The sequence below is a fragment of the Micromonospora sp. NPDC051924 genome, from assembly GCF_055586005.1.
The window spans coordinates 104,836-121,041 of sequence record NZ_JBVJJA010000009.1; the positions used below are offsets into that span (position 1 = coordinate 104,836).

Genomic DNA, 16,206 nt, shown 5'->3' on the forward strand with positions numbered 1-16,206 from the left:
TTGGCGCTCACCCTGGGCTGGAAGGTCGCGTTCGTGGCCATGCTCCCGCCGGCTACTACCTGGTCGTCAGCGGTGCCGTCCGACGGCGTGACCGCCGGTGCGGTGCGCAGCACGGGGGCAGCCGATCCGCCGCGCACATGGCACGGTGGACACTCCCGACGCAGCACGGTGAGGAGACCCATGATCCCGCAGGGTTACGAGCTCTGGCTCGCTGAGGACCTCGACGACGGCGAGGATCCGTTGATCGGCCGCGTCATCGGCTGGCATGTGCCGAGGGAGATCGCGGACACCGAGGACGCCAGCCACATCGCCCCGGTCGTGGCGTACGACGGCCTTCGTGGCCGTCCCGGCGGGATCGGGTTGGCGACGGCAGACGTCTATTTCGGCGCCACGAGGGAGGAGGTGACGAAGCTCGTCGCTGAGCACATCGAGCGCAAGCAGCGGCCCGAGCTGGAGGCGCAGATGAAGGAGATGGAGGCGCAGGCGCGCCGCCGCGCCTGGGACATGGCGCGCGACGACGCCGAGAAGGGCGACCTCAGCTCGGTCCGGGAGTGCGTCGCCAACCAGCTGCAGCGGTTCGCCCCGCGCCTGCGCCCCGTCGCCGAGTCGGCCGAGTGGACCATGACCGGGCCGCGGGAGATCGAGGTGAAGGTGCCCCGCAAGGAGAACGTCGACTTCCTGCCGATCTACGAGCGCCACATCTCCCGCACCGTGGGCGTTGTGTTGGGCGAGGGATGGACGGTCACGGTCGCCAGGGTCGGCTTCCTGCGCGGCCTGCGCTGACGCGATCCGGACAAATGGGAGGACATGGGCCTCGGCGGGCCGTTTCGCCGAGCGGTAGTGACCTGCGTTTACGCGTGTAAACTGGAGGCGTGGTGGAGGAGCAGTTCCGCTGGGACGAGGAGAGCTACCGGGCGATCGCCGCGAACGGCGTCGCCTGGCAGGACGCCTCGTACGTCCTACGTCACGGACGCCCGCGGGTGCGCCGCCACATCGGGGCGCTGCTGCACATCGCCGCGCACGCGCCCAACGGCTCCATCATCGGGGTCACCCTGATCGAGGAGAGCGACGACCAGTACCTCGTCGTCAGCGCCCGCCGCTTGGAGGGCGACGAGCGCGACGCCGTGGCGAAGATGCTGTCAGGAGGCAGGGGATGAACCGCGAAGACGCTCTCAACGCCGCCAACGCACCAGTCGACTGGACCGCCGGCGAGGTCGAGCACCAGCCGCGGCCGGTCAAGTCCGTGTACTCGATCCGACCGGGCGAGGATCTGGCGCGCTGGCTCGAGGACGAGGCCGACCGACTGGGCACCGACCCAGGCCGGTACCTAAAGCAACTACTCGTCGACGCCCGGGCCCGCGCCGCCGCGGCCGAGGACCCGACCGTCACCGTGCGGCTATCCGAGCTACACCGGGCCATCGACCAGGCCGCCGGCCTAGCGGCGGCCTGACGCCCGTGGCTGAGCCCACCAGGCTCGTCGAGCCGGCAGCCAACTTCGCCTCCACCGACTTCTGGCGCCGGCTCACCCGGGGCGTCCGTGGACACGACGACCACCCGCTCATGCTCGTCGGGTTGGCCGAGAACACCGCCCGCTACGACCTGCGCTGCAACCGGTGCGACAGCGTCCTCGTCGAGGTCCTCGTCGACCGGCCGGCCGCCTGACCGGTGAGCATCGCGTACGCCACCCGCACCTCGGCCAGGCGCACGCCGCCGTTGTAGCGCAGCTGCGCGCCGACCCGCCGCGCGGTGGCGACCTCGAACACCACCGTCGCCGGCGGCTCGGCGTCAGGAAGCCCGGTCACGCCATCCAGCCTGCCGGCTCGCGGTGGTGCTCGCGGGCCGCCGCCGTGTTCAGGTAGAAGAGCGCTGGCGCCATTCGCCCTGCCCGATCTGCGCCCGCGGCGCCATGCCGGTCCGGCACGATCGCGGCAGGGGGGCCGGATGAGCGCGGTGCGCTGCGTAGGTGGCTCGGCCCGGCCGGGGTGAGCCTCGGCCGGGCCGAGCCGGTGCTGCGTCGGCCGGTCGCCCCGATGCTCTCAGCGCCGGTGGACGCGGTGCCGCAGGGACCGCGCCTGGCGTACGAACCCAAGTGGGACGGGTTCCGCGCCCTCGCCTTCGTCGACGCGGCCGGCGTCTACCTGCAGTCGCGCGCCGGCAAGAACCTGACCCCGTACTTCCCGGACGTCACCCGGGCGCTCCGCCACACCTTCCCGCCCGGGCTGATCGTCGACGGGGAGCTGATCGTGTGGGAGCGGGGGCGGACCAGCTTCGCCCGGCTGCAGCGCCGGATCACCGCCGGACGGGGCCTGCTGATGATGATGCGGGAACACCCGGCGCACTACGTCATGTGGGATCTGCTCGCCGACGCCGGCGGCCATGTCGTGATCAACGCGCCGCTGTTCGAGCGACGGGCCCGGCTGGCGGAGCTGCTCGAGGCCGCGCCGGCGCAGCTGACCCTCACGCCGCAGACCACCGACATGGACGAGGTCGGGGAGTGGCTGACCACGTACACGGCGGCCGGAATCGAGGGTGTAGTCGTCAAGCGGCTGGACGGCCGGTACGAGCCCGGCCGGCGCGGCTGGCAGAAGTTCCGGGTGCGAGCGGCAACCGAGGCGATCATCGGCGGGGTGACCGGCAGCCTCGCCAATCCGAGCACGCTGCTCCTCGGTCGGTTCGATCGACGGGGACACGTGCGCTACACGGGGAGGACGCACCCGTTGGCGATGGTCCAACGCCGGGAGCTCGCGCCGCTGCTGTCCCCGCTCCGGCCGCAGCAGCGCCGGGGCATCGTGGCCCCGCACCCCTGGCCGCAGCCGCTGCCGGCGAGCTGGAGCGGACAGCTGGACCGACCCGAGCCGCTGCGCTACGTGCAGGTGGAGCCGACGGTGGTGGCCGAGATCGAGGTGGATACCGCTTTCGAGCACCGGCGATGGCGCCACCGCGTGTGGTTCCTGCGTCCGCGGCTGGACCTGTCGGTGTACGACGTGCCGCTGCTGCTCGGCGACGAGGCCGACCCGTTCTGGGACGCCGCCGCCGGTGCGTGAACGGTCGTGCGGCAGTGAACAATCTCGCCCCGCTCCGGCCTCTCGGGCGGGCGTACTCACGCATCTATCAAGGACGCGTCGAACACATCGACCACATCCTCGTCTTCCGCGACCTGCCCATACGAGTCGCCAGCGTCGACAGCCTCGTCGAAGGCATGGGGCTCCATCACCGCATCCACCGAAAGCCGAGTCCCCGCCACCGTTCCCGACCACGCCCCCGTCATCGCCCGCTTCCACGCCTGAGCAACGTTGACAACCGGCTGACAGCCGCTTCCGGCCCATGGCTCTCAGCGTCCATAGAGGTCCCGCGACCTGACTGCTGCCGCTGGCGAACCCGCATCGGTCTACCGGCTAGCTGTCAAGGTGACGATCATCGTCGTCACAGCTGCGACCAGGCCCGCCAGAGCGGTGAGTAGCCCACTGATATCTCGGATCCACTCACGCGCAGCGCCAGTCCTGCCCTCTCCATCGAGATGGCTGCCGTGCCGGTTGTCCATGCCTAGTCTCCCCTGCCGGCTTGTAGGTGCTACGGCAGCATGGAGCAGGCCTCGAGGAGCCGCACACCCCTGTGGACGACACGCGGGTTGTCCACAGCCACGGACCGTGTTTATCCTGCTCAAACGGTATGACCTCGCTGCCCCACCCAAGATCCATCTCTCTTGTTGCTCTGGGCGATCCCGGAGCGCTGCGAGTGATCCTGGAACAGCCTCCGCCCCGCGTCGCGGCTTTGGCTGCTCGCTGCGCCGCTCCGCGGCCCCACCTCTCAGGCGAATGAAGGAGCAAACTGGCTCCCTACTTTCGCGCATGGGCCAGAGGAGGATGCAGTGGGCCGAAGGAGGTCGGTATCGGTGCCGAGGGCGCACCAGGATTGGCTTGACGAGCAGCCACGGAACATCCGAATCGGGCCTGTCGGCGAAGTGGCCTATACCCAGCGGCTTGCTCAAGCTCTCGCTACCGCCAACGCCGGCGGCCTCGCTGCTTTCAACGCTCTCGCCGGTGGGCTCCGGCGTTCCGTGCGTGCGCTACTGGACGGCCTTCCCATCGTCTACGTCGCTACGCCGACGAAGGGGCCGGATCTGATCGTTGCGGCCGGGCAGCCCGAAAAGATCGACAGCTGGATGGGCATTGCTATCGAGCACAAGCGGCTTGGCAACGCCCACGCCCGGCCACGCGCGTACTACCAGCGGTGGTGGCCCAACGGCGACTTTCGCACTGACTCCGCGCGCTACGACTTCAGCAAGCGCCGCGAGGCCTACACCTTGCGCGGCCAGGAGGGAATGTGGCAGCTCGACGCGGTCCGGTGCTACCCGTCCGACTGGCTTCCCGATGAGGTACATGACATGACGATCTGCGGCTGGCTGTTCTTTGATGCCGAGTCCCGCGCGGTGTCCGACGCGTACAACTACGGTGACGACCCTGATCCTGACCTAGCCGCCGGCCCACCCCAGACCGCCGACGATTGGGATGCTCTCGGCTACGACGCTTTCAGCGCCGCTCTCATCGCTGCCCATCGCTCCCTGATCGCGAAGCGGGACATCTCTGGCGCGGCCACGCTCGCACCGCTGCTTACCGCTCTCTACCACTTCTGATCGCCGGCGTCGGCGTCTTCAACTCGGTGTGTACGCCGCCTCTTCGCTCCCCGCCGCAATCTCGACCGGGCTGCGCTCCCACCTGGCGCTTGGAACTTGGACGTGCCCCACAGGCAGGGGACGGGCTGCCGCTACCCCAACCCCGTACGCCCAGACTGTCTCGGTCAGCGCTGCTACCAGCTGTCGGCACCTCGACCTCAGGGACTTTTTTCGACTGGTCATGGCTTCCTCCTTCTGCTCCCCTGGAGCCACCTTGTTCTGGTCATGAACGAGGCGAACCAGGGTGAGGGCAAGGATCAGCCCGGCCACCGCCTGTACGTCGTGTGGGATTTGAACCCACGCCTCCCCCACCTGCGGGGCACGTCCCGAATCAAGTCTAGGCGCCCCACGCAACCCGCCTGTGCCGCCCGAACCGGGCGGCCCGTCTCCAGAATCCGCCGTACAGGTCCACTCGTCCGTCGCCCCGGTTTGGCTGCTCAGTCACGTCGCTCGGCCCGGCCGGCATTTCCCGGCCTCGAGCATATTAGTACGTGTGTTCGACTACCCTGCGTGCATGGAGTGGCGAACGCGCTGGCGCATCACGGTCCGCTGGGACCGGGCCGACAACTCGCCCGCCGGCGTGACCGTCGTCGAGCACGTCGTGGACTCCCCCGCGGAGCTGCGGCAGCTGGTCGCGCAGGCCCGCGCCGACCGACACGTGGTCGCCTTCCCCTACTGCCGCGTGCGAGAGCTGGTCGGCGACGAGCCGCAGCGCTGCAGAAGCGGGCACAGCTACGTCGGCGGGTCGGCGACCCGGCCGGTGCGGGACTGGTGGCCGTGCCGCTGCGGCGGGCACCTCGTGCTGCGTTGCCGCCGCTGCCCGGACGTCCTGGCGGATCCGCCGGTTGGCGCGGACTGCGACACACGGAAGGGGCGGGCCACGTCTCCGTGACCCACCCCGGGTTGGTCCGCTGAGCGGACTAGCCCGCTCCGGAAACTACATAATCCGAGGCCGGGTTACATAGTTTGTGTGGTTCCGTTGGGTACTTTCCCGCGCCCGCTGGTCCGCTCAGCGGACTAGCTCGTGCGGACGGCAGCGCTACTCGCTCTTGGGCCAGATGGGGCCCTGGTCGGTCCAGGTGACACCCTTGTTGTGGCAGAGGCAGAACGGGTGGCCGACGGGGTCGGTGTAGACGCGCCAGCCGTAGCCGTCGGGGCCGATGGAGTCCTGCTGCAGGGTCGCGCCGAGGGCCAGGACGCGGCTCTGTTCGGCCTCGATGTCGTCGACTTCGAAGTCGAGATGGAACTGCTTGGGGTGCTCGCTGTCGGGCCACTGCGGGGCGCGGTAGTCCTCCACCCGGATGAAGGCCAGCTCGATTTCGCCGAACCGGATACCGGCCCAGTTGCTGTGGCTGCCCTCCTTGACCGGGCGACCCGTCACCTCTGAATAGAAGGCTGCCAGCTCCATCGGGTCCGGGCAGTCGATGATGAAATCGGTGAGTCGCAGCATCCGGCGATCTTGCCACAAGATCAAATACGCCGGAGTTTGAGACAGAACACCTAGCCGCGGTCGGCCGTCGCCGCCGCCGAGGTGCCCGACGATCCCGCCGCCGCGCTTGTGCTGCTCGACGATGGCGCACCCCATGCACAGCACCAGCGTCGCCTGCGGCGCGCGGCCCGCTGCCGCCCGCTGGTTCGGCCCGATCCACACGTCCGTCAAGCAGTCGACGCACCGCGTCAAGCTGTGCTCGACGGTCGGCACGAACGCCGGCACCCCCATGCCCTCCAGCAGCTCGTTGATGTTCGTCGGCGGGCACGCCAGCGTGACCCGCTTCTCTCGCTCCACCGCGGAACGCTCCTCATATCTCCTCGACGCTCGTCGACGCCGTGACGATCTTGCCGCCCTCGTCGACGCGCACGCCGGGGCCGGCCACCGTGCCGCCCGCCCGCCGCACCGCGTCGACCCGCTCGAACACCTGCTTGCCGAATCCCAGCCGGTCCACCGACGGCACCACCACCACGTCGGCCTTGCCCTCGTCGACGTCGGCGACGGCCTCCCGCCAGCCGCGAGCGCCGACGTGCTCGCCGACCACCTCGTAGCCCTGCTCCGCGCAGTACCGCCGCGCCAGCTTCGTCAGCTCCTCCAGCGTGGCCCGGCCGCCGCGCACCGCCCGGGAGAACAGCACCGCCCGGCGCCGCACCCACCGCCGCGCCTCCCGGTCCCACCGCGCGTGCTCGTACAGCCGCGACAGGTCCGGCCCAGAGCCGGGCACGTCGGGGGCGCAGCGCACGAACCGCCGCGCCTCCACGTCCCACTGCACGTGCCAGCCGAACTCGCGGGCCTCCGCGTGCGCCGGCCACCCGCCGGTCCAGTCCGCGCGGCCGCAGTCGTGGCCCGCGGTGTCGGGCTGCGCCCGGCACCACATGCGCTTCCGGCCGGTGGCCAGGCATTCGGCCACGTCGCAGTCGTCGCGGTGCGCCTCGCCGATCGCCGCCTGGCAGGCCGGGCAGGTGCCGCGCGGCAGCTCCTCCATGCTGTCGGTCGGGCCGGCGCCGGAGGCGCGCACCAGGTCGGTACGCGCCTCCGGCTGACCCGCTGGGGTCACGCTCACTCGCTGTCCTTCGCGTCAGGCTCGGCCGCGTCCAGGTCGGCCTCCGGGCACGGGTCCGGCTCGGCGTCGGCCTCGGCGGCCTCGTGCTCCTCGGCCTCGGCCAACGGCTCCTCGGGCTCGACGTCGCCCTCGGGCAGGTGCACGTCCTCGATCGGCCGCACGCCCTCGGTGTCCTCCACGTAGCCCTCGGCCTCGTCGTACTCCAGCGCGGCCTCGGCGTCCTCCTGCTCCTGGGCCAGCCGCCGCTCTTCCTCCTCCTCGACCAGCTCGCCGTGCCAGGTCTTCTCGGCGTCCGACAGCTCGTAGCCCTCGGCCACCAGGCGGTTCAGCCACGGCAGCACCAGGTGCTCCCGGTTGGAGTACCGCCCGGCCGCCACGGTCGCCGTGTTGCCCTCGTGCGCGGCGACGAACCGGGCGACCAGCAGCCGGTTCAGCCGGTCGATGCCGGCCGTCTGCCCGTCGCGCGGGTCACCGCCGGCCAGGGCGACGACCAGCTCGTCCTCGCACCGGTCGAAGAAGCCGGGCATCACCACGGCGGCGCGCATCGCGTCGACCAGCAGCGTCTTCGCCGCCTTCGCGCTGCCCCACTTCTCGACGAGGAAACGCCGCCGCACTTCGCCGGCGTCGAGCAGCTTCTGCCGCCGCTCCTCGGCCTCCCGCTTCTTCAGCTCCTCGGCGACCTTCTGCGCGGGGCTCTTGTACTGCGTCCACTTCGTGCGCTTGTACCCGTGCGCCTCGGGGTCCTCGCACACGATGACGGCCCGCATGTTCCCGTACGAGCCCTCGATGATCGCGCCGAAGCCCTCGACCGTCTTCAACGACTCGACGTCGAGCGGCTGGTCGTCGGTGTCGGCCAGGTCCTCGACCTTCGCCATCTGGCAGTTCCACGGCCAGTCCTTCGGCTTCTTCAACACCCGGACGCCGGCCGCCGTCAGCTCCTCGGTCAGCTGCTCGGTGGCGCTCTTGTCGTCGCGCTTGCGCTTCTCCTCCTGGACCCGGTGGCGCACACCCCAGCCGGACTCGACGCCCTTGAGGATCCGCTCCATCGCCTTCGGGTCGTCCTCGAACTGCTCCAGCGCGGCGACGTCCTCCAGCGTCAGTTTTCCCGCGTCGGCCGCCTCGGCGGCGACGTCGCCGAGCGTCTTGAGCTTCAACGCCGACTTGACGTGCTTCTGGCTGCGGCCGGTGCGCCGCGCGATCTCGGCGACGTCCAGGCCGAACAGCTCCAGCTGCGCGTACCCGTTGGCCCGCTCGCTCTCGGTCAGGTCGGCGCGCTGGTCGTTCTCGATCAGCATGGCCACGACCTGGGCGGGGGCCAGGCCCTCCATGTCGGGCCGCACCAGGCACGGCACGGTGGTCGGCGTGCCGTCCGGCCACTCGCCGGCCTCGATCGCCTCGGCGGCGGCCGCCGCGCGACGGTGCCCGGCGACGATCCGCATTCCGCCGTCCTCGGGGACGACGGTCAGCGCCTGCAGAACGCCGCTCGCGGCGATCGAGGCGCGTAGCTCGGTCAGGTCGCCGAGCTGGGTGCGCAGGTTGGTCGGGTGCGCGACCAGCTCCCGCGGGTCGAGCTGCGCGAGGTACGGCGCGTTGTTCGCGGTCTTGGCCGCCGCCTTCGCCGCCGCCCTCGGGCGGCGGGTCTTCGTGGGTGCTGTCACCTCTCGGTCCTTCCTACTCCACGTGAACTCGCGTACGGTCTTGGCCGTACATATTCATTGTATAGGACAAGATCCACTACCGTCCAATCAGGAACCTCGCTGACCTGCCGATTTGCTCGGAACGGCGGGGCGGTCCACGATCGAACGCATGCCACCTCTGCGAAACCGAAGGCTCGAACAGCTCCTCGGCGGGCCGATCGACGAAACCCTGACCTACGCCCAGGTCAAGGGGCTCATCCCGAACACCACGGAAGGCCCCGACCTGGACTTCAAGCGCGACACGTACGGCCGAAACGACCCGGAGCGGAAGAAGCTGTGCGGCGACGTCGGCGCGCTCGCCAACGCCAACGGCGGCCTCCTCATCCTCGGCATGGAAGAGGACAACCAGGGCCGCGCCAAGAAGGACTTCGGCGTCGACATCAGCGACGGCGAGCGCATCCGGCTCCGGCAGACCGTCATCACCAACGTGCAGCCGCCGCCGACCTTCGAGATCATCCCGGTCGAGGACCCCGACCGGGATGGCACCGGCTTCCTCGTCATCTCGGTCGCCCGGACGGCGACAGCCCCGCACGCCTACATCCAGAACAAGGCGCTGCTCTACCCGAAGCGGATCGGCACCGAGACCGCCTGGCTGTCCGAGGCAGAGGTGGCCGAGGCATACCGGGCGCGGTTCGCCGGATTCAAGGACCGCATCGATGAGGCCGCCCGCATCGAAGTCGACCTCCTCCAACGTCTCGCGACCGACGAGATGTTCCTGGTCGTCACCCTGGTCCCAGACCTGCCAGGTCGCTTCACCGTCGACAGCGCCGCTCTGAACGCCTTTCAGCTGAGCAATGCCGGACAGCCGCCAGCCGCATTCGGGATGCGGGTACGTAGCTTCGTGCGGTCCACAGTGCGGCATCGCCGCCTGGTCGGTGCCGCCACCTCTGAAGCAAACAAGCCGTACTCGCGTGGGGCGTGCGAGCTGCACGAGAACGGGAGTGGCGTCTTCGCTACGGCAGTCGGTCCGCGGTCCGGACACCCGACTGGGCGTCCGAACCTCGTGGACGGCCCGTCGCTCACCGTCGGCATCTGCGCGGCACTGCGGTTTCTTGCCCGCCACGCACGCGACCGCGCGGCCGCCGGTGGCCTCGCGACCATCCGAGCCACCCTTTGGCCGGTCATGTCCGCCTTCCCGGGCGGCCCGGTCGTCCCGGTCAAGTTGGTCTCCAGCGTTGGGGACCCAAACGAGGAACTCGGCACCGACGCCGTAACCGAGTCGCCGGTCGCTGACATGGTCGCCGACGTCGACGATCTCTGCGACGACGGTCCGGCGCTGGTCGCGGCGACGTACCGGCTCGCCAGCGAGCTGTTCCAGGCGTTCGGTGCCCCCGAGGTGCCTGCGATCACGCCGGACGGAGCCGTCCGCCTCACCTTCTGGTATCGGGACCAGCAGGCCTATATCGCCGAGTGGGCCAAGGAGGCCGGCGTCGAGCTGCGCAGGTAGTAGCTCAGCTGATCTCCACCTCATCTCGGCCCCGCACTCGGTCGGAGTCGTTGGCTGAGAGGCGACGCCACCACCGCCCGCCGGGACTCCTTCGACCGCAGGTACGTCACGCCGTGCACCAGGGCGTCCAGCCGGTCCGGGGAGTCGCCCGACTCGGGCGTCCACGTCGTCAGCTGGTCCTCCAGCGCCGGGAACGTCCCCACGTGGTGCACGCGCGGCGGGTCGACCTCGTACCGGGCGGCCACCGGCTCGGCGCGCACCCGCTTCGACTGGCGGGCCTGCACCACGTCGATCGGCGGGTCACCGCCGCCGACCAGGCCCTCCTTCTGCATGGCCACCCAGGCGTCGACCAGGATGTCCCGCAGCCACGCCGACGAGCCCTCGTACACCACCACGTCCGCGTCGACGTCCAGGTAGCACTGCCAGATCCGGCGGGCCGCCGCCATGCCCGCGATCTTCATGCTCCGGTCCGCCAGCACGTAGTGCTCGCCGTCCTCGCCCCGGCCGACCGCGACGATGCCCGTCTCGTCGCTCGTCTCCGACACCGTGTCCGCCGGGTCGACGCTCACGACCGTGCGCACCAGCGGCGGCACGTCTTCCTTGTCGACCCGGCCGGCCTCGATCCACGCCGACTTCCACAGCGCGCCGTCGACGTCGGACAGCAGCTCGGCGTCCAGCTCCTGCCGGCCCAGCCGGGTGCCGCCGTACTGCTCCAGCAGCTCCTCCAGCGCCTCCGCGCTGAGGTTCGCCGCGTTGTCCAGCGTCCGCCCACGGGTGATGACCACCCGGGGCCGGCGGGACCGGGCCCGCTGCTTCTTCGCCCGCGCCAGCAGCTTCTTCACGTGCGGCAGCGGCTTCGGGGTCGTGCTGATGACCATGCGCGGGTCGGGCGCCTCACGCATGCAGAACCACAGCATGTCGAACACGCCCTGCGCCGTCTGCAACGGCCAGGCCGCGTATTCGTCGAGCCAGCAGCCGTCGAAGTCGTAGCCGCGCAGCGTGTCCGGGTCCTGCGCGCCGAACCCGCGGATGATCGCCCCGTTGGTCAGCTCCAGGTACGGCTCGCTCTTGTTGAACGTCCGCACCTCCTTCGCCGGGATCACCGCCAGCAGGCCGGCACGCCGCGCCGTGAAGCAGACGTTGTACACCTCGCGGTGCGTCTTCGCGATCACCGCGTAGTGCCCGCCCGGCCGGGTGCCCGCCCAGCCGCGCACCGTCTCCGCCCCGGTGCGGGTCTTGCCGAAGCCACGGCCGGCCAGCAGCATCCAGATCCGGTAGTACGCCGGCTCCATTTGCTCGGGCCGGGCGTGCCGCCGCCAGTCGTACCGGACGAGGCCCTGGACCTCCGACACCTCGCGCAGGTACGCCGCCAGCTCGACGTCGGTCATCAGCGCCGGGTCCGGGTACGCCAGCAGCATCGTCAGCCCTCGCCGCGCAGCTCGCGCTCGTGCTCGCGCACGTCCGCCGAGCCGGCGTAGGCCAGGCCCGCCAGCACGGCCGTCATCAGCACCGGGCAGCCGAGCGAGCGGGGGCCGATCCACCGCAGCCCGGCCCACGCGGCGGCCGCCATCAGCAGCAGCCACGCGCCGAGCAGCACCCGCCAGCCCCACGCCCGCCGGGCGAGAGCTCGCTTCTGCTCGCGGCTCAGCGTGGCCGGCGGCGGCACGCTCAGCCGCGGTGCCGGCCGCAGCGCCTCCCACGTCTGCGGGCCGACCACCGGGCCGCCCTGCCGGTACGCGGGGGCGGCGGCCGGCGTCCGGTGCCCGTGCAGCAGCCGCGCCGACCGCAGGCCGCGGGTCACCATCGCAGCGCCACCAGCGCCACCCCGGACATGCCGGCCAGCAGCGCGCCGACCGACACGCACCACACCGCCCAGCGGGGCGCGCGGATCTCCACCGCGATCCACGCCTCCCCGTCAGCCTTGCTCCGCCGGACCATCGGGCGCCTCCTCGTCCTCTTCGTCGTCCTCGCCGCCCCGGTCGCCGGGCTCGGCGGTCGGGTTGCCCTGGCCGGCGCGGGCCGCCGCCTCGGCCATCAGCGCCCGGAAGAAGTCGGCGCGCTGCTGCTCGCTCATCGACTCGACCTCGGCGCGGATCGGCCCGCCGTCCGGCCCGGTGTGCGCCGTCGTGGAGTCCGGCAGGCCCAGCGCCAGGCGCTCGACCCGCGTCGACACCTCCAGCCAGCGGGCGATGTCGCCGGGGGTCAGCTTCGACGCGTCGAGGTTCTGCAACCGGGTGACGAGCTTCCCCTGCAGCGCCGAGGCGATCCGGGCGTGCCGCCGGGCCATGTCGCGCCGCTGCTCGGCCAGGCCCTCGGCGTACAGCCGGTCCTCTTCCCGGTCCCACGCCGACGCCCGCTGCACCCACTTCCAGCGGGTCGCCAGCTTGTGGAGGTAATCCCGGCTTTTGTTGACCTGCTCGGCGACCTTCGCGACGGTGCGGGTGCGGCCGAGGTCGCGGTACAGGGCGAAGTACCCGTACGCCTTCTCGGGCTCGTTGCGCTGCCGGTCCCACGCCAGGGTCTCCGGCTCGCTCATGGTCACCTCCTCGTGCTGCTGGGCGGGCGGCCCGGCGGGTGCAGCGCCGGGCCGCCCACGTCTCAGTGCCCCGGCCTGCGTCCTCCGCTCATAGGCGGCCGGGCGATCGCCGCGTTGCCGTACATCAGGGCGTCGTCCAGGCTGGTCAGCACCATCGACGTCTCCCGGCCGGACGGCAGGCTGCGCATCGCCTCGGCCATCAGCGCCTTGACCGCGGTGCGCCACCGCTGGTGCTGCTCGGCCTGCTCCAGGTTCACCGGCGGGTGGTGGTCGCAGCGCCGGTCCAGCTCGTGCCGCTGGCGCTCGTCGAGCCCGGCGTACAGGTCCTCGCCGCTCTGGGCGGGTCCGGTCATCTCTTCCTCCAGGGGGTCGGGCCGCGGTCGGGTACTGCGGCCGCATCTCCGGTCGGCGGGCTGCCGGCCGGGGGGCTCAGGGGGGCCGGGTCAGCCGGGCCAGTGCGCGATGCAGCCGGCCAGCAGGCCGCCGACGACCACCACCACGGCGGCGATCGTCAGGCCGTACGGCACGCGCACGCCGGTCACCCGGCCAGGTAGTCGGCGGCCAGCAGCTCCAGCGCCCGCCACCGCTGGTCGGCGGGCACCTCGCCCGAGCGGACCAGCTTGTCCACGGCGCGGTGCAGCACCGCCGCCGCGTCGGCCGGCATCGAGCGCGTCTCCAGCACCGTCTCGATCGGCACCAGGCGGTGCGCGTGGCCGATCGGCTCGCCGCTCTCCTCGTCGAGCCACACGCCGTCGCGCAGCTCGCCGAGGTGCCGCTCGAACACCGCCAGGATGAGGCCGAGCGCGGTGGCCACGTTGCCGACGTTGTGGGCGCCGTGGGCCGTCGCGAGCGCGTCCAGGGTGGATTCGTAGTCGCCGTACCCGGCGAGCCAGCGGGCGTCCGCCTGGGTGAGCTTGCGGGCCTCGTCGAAGCTGGCGCGGGCCGCCTCGAGTTCGTGCGGCAGGAACACCAGCTGCACCGTGGCGAAGTCCAGGTTCGCCTCGGACAGGCCCTCCAGGTCGACCTGGGCGAGCAGGTCGAGCTGCTTGTCGTCCAGGCCCGAGTAGGCCCGCCAGTCCACGTCGTCCAGCTCCTCGTACAGGTGCTTCAACGTGGCCGGGTCGTCCTCGCCCTCGATCGCGTTGTGGGACAGCTGCAAGGCGACCTGCCGGGCGCGGGTCAGCGGCTGGTCGACCACGATGACGTCGACCTGCTCCAGGCCGACGTCCAGCGCGGCCATGATCCGGTGGTTGCCGGACAGCACCACCATCCGCTCGCCGGCGGTGTCGTTCCACACCAGCGGCGTGCTGGTGAGCGCGCCGTCTCGGCGCACGTTCGCCACCAGGCGGTCGTACACCTCCTTGCGCATGTACCGCGCGTTGACCTCCAGCAGGGTCAGGGTGCGGGGGTCGACCCGTTCGGGGCGCAGGTTCAGCGGGCCGCTGTCGGCGGGCCCGGCCAGCTCGTCGACGTCGCTCACCGCTCGCCTCCCGCCCGGTACTGGATGGCGAACCCAGGGATGCCGAGGCCGAAGTCCGGGTCGGCGCTCGCCGGCCGGATCGGCGCGTGCAGCACGAACTCGTCGGGCGAGCAGGCGGGCCGGTTCGGCATCATCCCGGCGGGCACGCCCTTCCAGCGGAACCGCTCCTGGCAGCCGAGGCAGCGGATCGAGAGCTCCACGATGTACGCCACCACCGTGGTGTCGTCGTCGGGGGCGGTCAGGCGCTGCACGTCGGCGTCCAGGTGCATGTCGACGTGCTGGCACGGCTTGTCCGGGTCCGCCGACGGCGGCGGCATCCGGAACCGGCCGTGGGTCGGGCACACGCCCGTGTCGGCGCCCTCGTCGCACTGGTAGGGCGTCATCCCGTCCCACAGCGTCTTCGGGCAGCCGGGCAGCTCGGCGGGCGGCTCGCCGCCGCGGTGCTCGTCGCTCATCGCTCGTCCTTCCCGTGGCGGCGCTTCCACTCCGCCAGCGCCTCTTGCAGGGTCCAGTCACCCAGGGGGCCGCCGTACTGGAGCTGGTAGCGGTGGATGCCGTCGGCGGCCGGCTCGCTGCGCTTCTGCAGCTTCACGCCGGGGATGCCCCGGCCGTACTTCGCGCTGTTCGGCCGGTCGGTGAACGCCGTGGTCGACCAGCCGGTCAGCCGCTTCGACAGGGACCGCTGCAACAGCAGCTGCGCCTCGCGGCTGGCGGCCGCCATCACGATCAGCTTCGCCAGCCGCCGGTACCGGGTCCAGGACACCGGGAAGTCGCTCATCAGGTACGCGGTGCTCGGGTCGAACTTCGGCGGCAGGTACGCGAACGCGCCGATCAGCTTCCCGTCGACGCTGACGCCGCAGGCGAGCAGCGGCGACCCGGGCAGGATCGTCTTGCTCATGAACTGCGACCGCACCGCCGAGAACTGGCCGCCGGTCAGCACGTGCAGCGCCATCCGGTCGCCGAGGTCCTCGTCCGGCCCGATCTTCGGCAGCAGGATCGGCGCGACCTGCTGGGCGGGCGCGACGACCCGCCGCGCGCCCGAGCTGGCGTACACGTAGATCGGCATGCCGCGATTGGAGGTCTGGACGACGCCGCGCAGCCAGGGGCGCAGCTCGTCGCGGGCGATGTGCAGGCCGAGGATCCAGTGGGGCCGGTCGAGCACCGCCCCGATGATCTCCTCCTTCCCGTCCTCGTCCAGCAGGTCGTAGCTCGGCGCCGGCCAGTCGAAGAACTCGTCGATCCCGGCGAACTGCGCCTCGTAGTCGCCGGCGTAGAACGGCGGGAACATCGCCACCGGCGCGTCGGCCGGCACGACGTCTCGCAGGTAGTCCCGCACGTCCCCGCAGTAGTAGTCGGCCAGGCGCAGCGTCAGCGCGGACAGCTTCGCCACCGTCTTCGCGTGCATCGTCGGGAACTGCCCGACGGTCGCGCGGACCATCCGCTCGTAGTAGACGCCCTGCTGGCCGACGTACTGGAGGAACCGGGTGCCGAGCATCAGCGTCGCCAGGGTGTCCGTCGACGTGCCGAGGTACGGCTCCAGCCAGGCCAGCTCCTCGGCGTGCTCGTCCTTCAGCCGGTAGTCCAGCTCCCGGCCGGCGAGCCACCAGCCGAGGGCGCTCGAGTACGCCTGGACGTCGTTGCCGTGGATCGCCCGGCGCTCGCCGGGCCGGCTGTGCAGCGTCCGCTCGATCGTGAAGTTCCCCGAGCATCCGACGTACAGGTCGGTGTCCGGCCAGGACTCCGCGTGCTCGTAGATGATCGAGCGCAGGTCAGCCGGGATGCTGCCGTGGAACACGCCGCTCACCACCTTCCCCTGTGGCCG

21 protein-coding genes are annotated in these 16,206 nt (G+C 71.3%); 8 read left to right on the plus strand and 13 right to left on the minus strand.

The window, feature by feature from the left end:
* Positions 1–180 precede the first annotated feature (180 nt).
* From ACZ6S5_RS09915 to ACZ6S5_RS09930, 4 genes are all read left to right on the plus strand, one after another.
* Positions 181–783 carry a hypothetical protein gene (locus ACZ6S5_RS09915; protein ID WP_465999610.1) on the plus strand — a complete coding sequence of 201 codons (603 nt, stop codon included), beginning with the start codon at positions 181–183 and terminating at the stop codon, positions 781–783.
* A gap of 89 nt (positions 784–872) precedes the next feature.
* Positions 873–1,157, plus strand: a complete 285-nt coding sequence (locus ACZ6S5_RS09920; RefSeq protein ID WP_393359842.1) for a hypothetical protein — start codon at positions 873–875, stop codon at positions 1,155–1,157.
* Positions 1,154–1,450, plus strand: a complete 297-nt coding sequence (locus ACZ6S5_RS09925; RefSeq protein WP_465999611.1) for a hypothetical protein — start codon at positions 1,154–1,156, stop codon at positions 1,448–1,450. The genes ACZ6S5_RS09920 and ACZ6S5_RS09925 overlap by 4 nt, the downstream gene beginning before the upstream one ends.
* A 5-nt stretch (positions 1,451–1,455) precedes the next feature.
* On the plus strand, positions 1,456–1,662 hold the full coding sequence (locus tag ACZ6S5_RS09930) for a hypothetical protein (RefSeq protein ID WP_465999612.1): 207 nt from the start codon (positions 1,456–1,458) through the stop codon (positions 1,660–1,662).
* Here ACZ6S5_RS09930 and ACZ6S5_RS09935 read toward each other — a convergent pair.
* The gene (locus ACZ6S5_RS09935) at positions 1,593–1,802 is read right to left on the minus strand and encodes a hypothetical protein (RefSeq protein WP_465999613.1); all 210 of its coding nucleotides are present in this window, start codon (positions 1,800–1,802) and stop codon (positions 1,593–1,595) included. The genes ACZ6S5_RS09930 and ACZ6S5_RS09935 overlap by 70 nt on opposite strands.
* 180 nt (positions 1,803–1,982) lie before the next feature.
* Here ACZ6S5_RS09935 and ACZ6S5_RS09940 point away from each other — a divergent pair, with 180 nt between their 5' ends.
* On the plus strand, positions 1,983–3,044 hold the full coding sequence (locus ACZ6S5_RS09940; RefSeq protein ID WP_465999614.1) for an ATP-dependent DNA ligase: 1,062 nt from the start codon (positions 1,983–1,985) through the stop codon (positions 3,042–3,044).
* Positions 3,045–3,100: 56 nt separating this feature from the next.
* Here ACZ6S5_RS09940 and ACZ6S5_RS09945 read toward each other — a convergent pair whose 3' ends face one another.
* The gene (locus ACZ6S5_RS09945) at positions 3,101–3,223 is read right to left on the minus strand and encodes a hypothetical protein (RefSeq protein ID WP_465999615.1); all 123 of its coding nucleotides are present in this window, start codon (positions 3,221–3,223) and stop codon (positions 3,101–3,103) included.
* Between the two features lie 669 nt (positions 3,224–3,892).
* Between ACZ6S5_RS09945 and ACZ6S5_RS09950 the strand changes: the two genes are divergently transcribed.
* Positions 3,893–4,633 carry a hypothetical protein gene (locus tag ACZ6S5_RS09950; protein ID WP_465999616.1) on the plus strand — a complete coding sequence of 247 codons (741 nt, stop codon included), beginning with the start codon at positions 3,893–3,895 and terminating at the stop codon, positions 4,631–4,633.
* Positions 4,634–5,186: 553 nt separating this feature from the next.
* The gene (locus ACZ6S5_RS09955) at positions 5,187–5,564 is read left to right on the plus strand and encodes a hypothetical protein (protein WP_465999617.1); all 378 of its coding nucleotides are present in this window, start codon (positions 5,187–5,189) and stop codon (positions 5,562–5,564) included.
* A 147-nt stretch (positions 5,565–5,711) separates the two neighbouring features.
* Here ACZ6S5_RS09955 and ACZ6S5_RS09960 read toward each other — a convergent pair whose 3' ends face one another.
* From ACZ6S5_RS09960 to ACZ6S5_RS09970, 3 genes are read right to left on the minus strand one after another with little or no spacing between them, the layout of a single operon-like run.
* Positions 5,712–6,458 carry a VOC family protein gene (locus tag ACZ6S5_RS09960; protein WP_465999618.1) on the minus strand — a complete coding sequence of 249 codons (747 nt, stop codon included), beginning with the start codon at positions 6,456–6,458 and terminating at the stop codon, positions 5,712–5,714.
* Between the two features lie 13 nt (positions 6,459–6,471).
* Positions 6,472–7,224, minus strand: a complete 753-nt coding sequence (locus tag ACZ6S5_RS09965) for a recombinase family protein (protein ID WP_465999619.1) — start codon at positions 7,222–7,224, stop codon at positions 6,472–6,474.
* Positions 7,221–8,882, minus strand: a complete 1,662-nt coding sequence (locus tag ACZ6S5_RS09970) for a ParB/RepB/Spo0J family partition protein (RefSeq protein WP_465999620.1) — start codon at positions 8,880–8,882, stop codon at positions 7,221–7,223. Before ACZ6S5_RS09970 ends, ACZ6S5_RS09965 begins: the two co-directional genes overlap by 4 nt.
* Before the next feature lie 148 nt (positions 8,883–9,030).
* Between ACZ6S5_RS09970 and ACZ6S5_RS09975 the strand changes: the two genes are divergently transcribed.
* Positions 9,031–10,368 (plus strand): AlbA family DNA-binding domain-containing protein, encoded by a 1,338-nt coding sequence (locus ACZ6S5_RS09975; protein WP_465999621.1) that lies wholly within the window; start codon positions 9,031–9,033, stop codon positions 10,366–10,368.
* A gap of 20 nt (positions 10,369–10,388) precedes the next feature.
* On the opposite strand, the gene ACZ6S5_RS09980 is transcribed toward ACZ6S5_RS09975, so the two are convergent.
* The 8 genes from ACZ6S5_RS09980 to ACZ6S5_RS10015 all read right to left on the minus strand — a co-directional run bounded on the left by ACZ6S5_RS09980 (position 10,389) and on the right by ACZ6S5_RS10015 (position 16,188).
* On the minus strand, positions 10,389–11,786 hold the full coding sequence (locus ACZ6S5_RS09980) for a terminase large subunit domain-containing protein (RefSeq protein ID WP_465999622.1): 1,398 nt from the start codon (positions 11,784–11,786) through the stop codon (positions 10,389–10,391).
* A 2-nt stretch (positions 11,787–11,788) separates the two neighbouring features.
* Positions 11,789–12,172, minus strand: a complete 384-nt coding sequence (locus ACZ6S5_RS09985) for a hypothetical protein (protein ID WP_465999623.1) — start codon at positions 12,170–12,172, stop codon at positions 11,789–11,791.
* Positions 12,166–12,306, minus strand: a complete 141-nt coding sequence (locus ACZ6S5_RS09990) for a hypothetical protein (protein ID WP_465999624.1) — start codon at positions 12,304–12,306, stop codon at positions 12,166–12,168. Before ACZ6S5_RS09990 ends, ACZ6S5_RS09985 begins: the two co-directional genes overlap by 7 nt.
* Positions 12,284–12,904 (minus strand): hypothetical protein, encoded by a 621-nt coding sequence (locus tag ACZ6S5_RS09995; RefSeq protein ID WP_465999625.1) that lies wholly within the window; start codon positions 12,902–12,904, stop codon positions 12,284–12,286. The genes ACZ6S5_RS09990 and ACZ6S5_RS09995 overlap by 23 nt, the downstream gene beginning before the upstream one ends.
* Positions 12,905–12,966: 62 nt before the next feature.
* The gene (locus ACZ6S5_RS10000; RefSeq protein ID WP_465999626.1) at positions 12,967–13,257 is read right to left on the minus strand and encodes an Acb2/Tad1 domain-containing protein; all 291 of its coding nucleotides are present in this window, start codon (positions 13,255–13,257) and stop codon (positions 12,967–12,969) included.
* 185 nt (positions 13,258–13,442) lie between these two features.
* Positions 13,443–14,384: a hypothetical protein gene (locus tag ACZ6S5_RS10005; RefSeq protein ID WP_465999627.1), complete on the minus strand. Its 942-nt coding sequence runs from the start codon at positions 14,382–14,384 to the stop codon at positions 13,443–13,445.
* Complete coding sequence (locus ACZ6S5_RS10010; RefSeq protein ID WP_465999628.1) at positions 14,381–14,839, minus strand: hypothetical protein; 459 nt, start codon at positions 14,837–14,839, stop codon at positions 14,381–14,383. The genes ACZ6S5_RS10005 and ACZ6S5_RS10010 overlap by 4 nt, the downstream gene beginning before the upstream one ends.
* Positions 14,836–16,188, minus strand: a complete 1,353-nt coding sequence (locus ACZ6S5_RS10015) for a putative antirestriction adenine methyltransferase (RefSeq protein WP_465999629.1) — start codon at positions 16,186–16,188, stop codon at positions 14,836–14,838. Before ACZ6S5_RS10015 ends, ACZ6S5_RS10010 begins: the two co-directional genes overlap by 4 nt.
* Positions 16,189–16,206: the final 18 nt, after the last annotated feature.

What these genes read in the sequence shown, in the direction of transcription:
- ACZ6S5_RS09925 (WP_465999611.1), top strand. Translation starts at nt 1,154, where the DNA reads ATGAACCGCGAAGACGCTCTCAACGCCGCCAACGCACCAGTCGACTGG.
- ACZ6S5_RS09995 (WP_465999625.1), bottom strand. Translation starts at nt 12,904, where the DNA reads ATGAGCGAGCCGGAGACCCTGGCGTGGGACCGGCAGCGCAACGAGCCC.
- ACZ6S5_RS09990 (WP_465999624.1), bottom strand. Translation starts at nt 12,306, where the DNA reads ATGGTCCGGCGGAGCAAGGCTGACGGGGAGGCGTGGATCGCGGTGGAG.
- ACZ6S5_RS09985 (WP_465999623.1), bottom strand. Translation starts at nt 12,172, where the DNA reads ATGGTGACCCGCGGCCTGCGGTCGGCGCGGCTGCTGCACGGGCACCGG.
- ACZ6S5_RS09955 (WP_465999617.1), top strand. Translation starts at nt 5,187, where the DNA reads ATGGAGTGGCGAACGCGCTGGCGCATCACGGTCCGCTGGGACCGGGCC.
- ACZ6S5_RS10010 (WP_465999628.1), bottom strand. Translation starts at nt 14,839, where the DNA reads ATGAGCGACGAGCACCGCGGCGGCGAGCCGCCCGCCGAGCTGCCCGGC.
- ACZ6S5_RS09915 (WP_465999610.1), top strand. Translation starts at nt 181, where the DNA reads ATGATCCCGCAGGGTTACGAGCTCTGGCTCGCTGAGGACCTCGACGAC.
- ACZ6S5_RS09975 (WP_465999621.1), top strand. Translation starts at nt 9,031, where the DNA reads ATGCCACCTCTGCGAAACCGAAGGCTCGAACAGCTCCTCGGCGGGCCG.
- ACZ6S5_RS10000 (WP_465999626.1), bottom strand. Translation starts at nt 13,257, where the DNA reads ATGACCGGACCCGCCCAGAGCGGCGAGGACCTGTACGCCGGGCTCGAC.
- ACZ6S5_RS09980 (WP_465999622.1), bottom strand. Translation starts at nt 11,786, where the DNA reads ATGCTGCTGGCGTACCCGGACCCGGCGCTGATGACCGACGTCGAGCTG.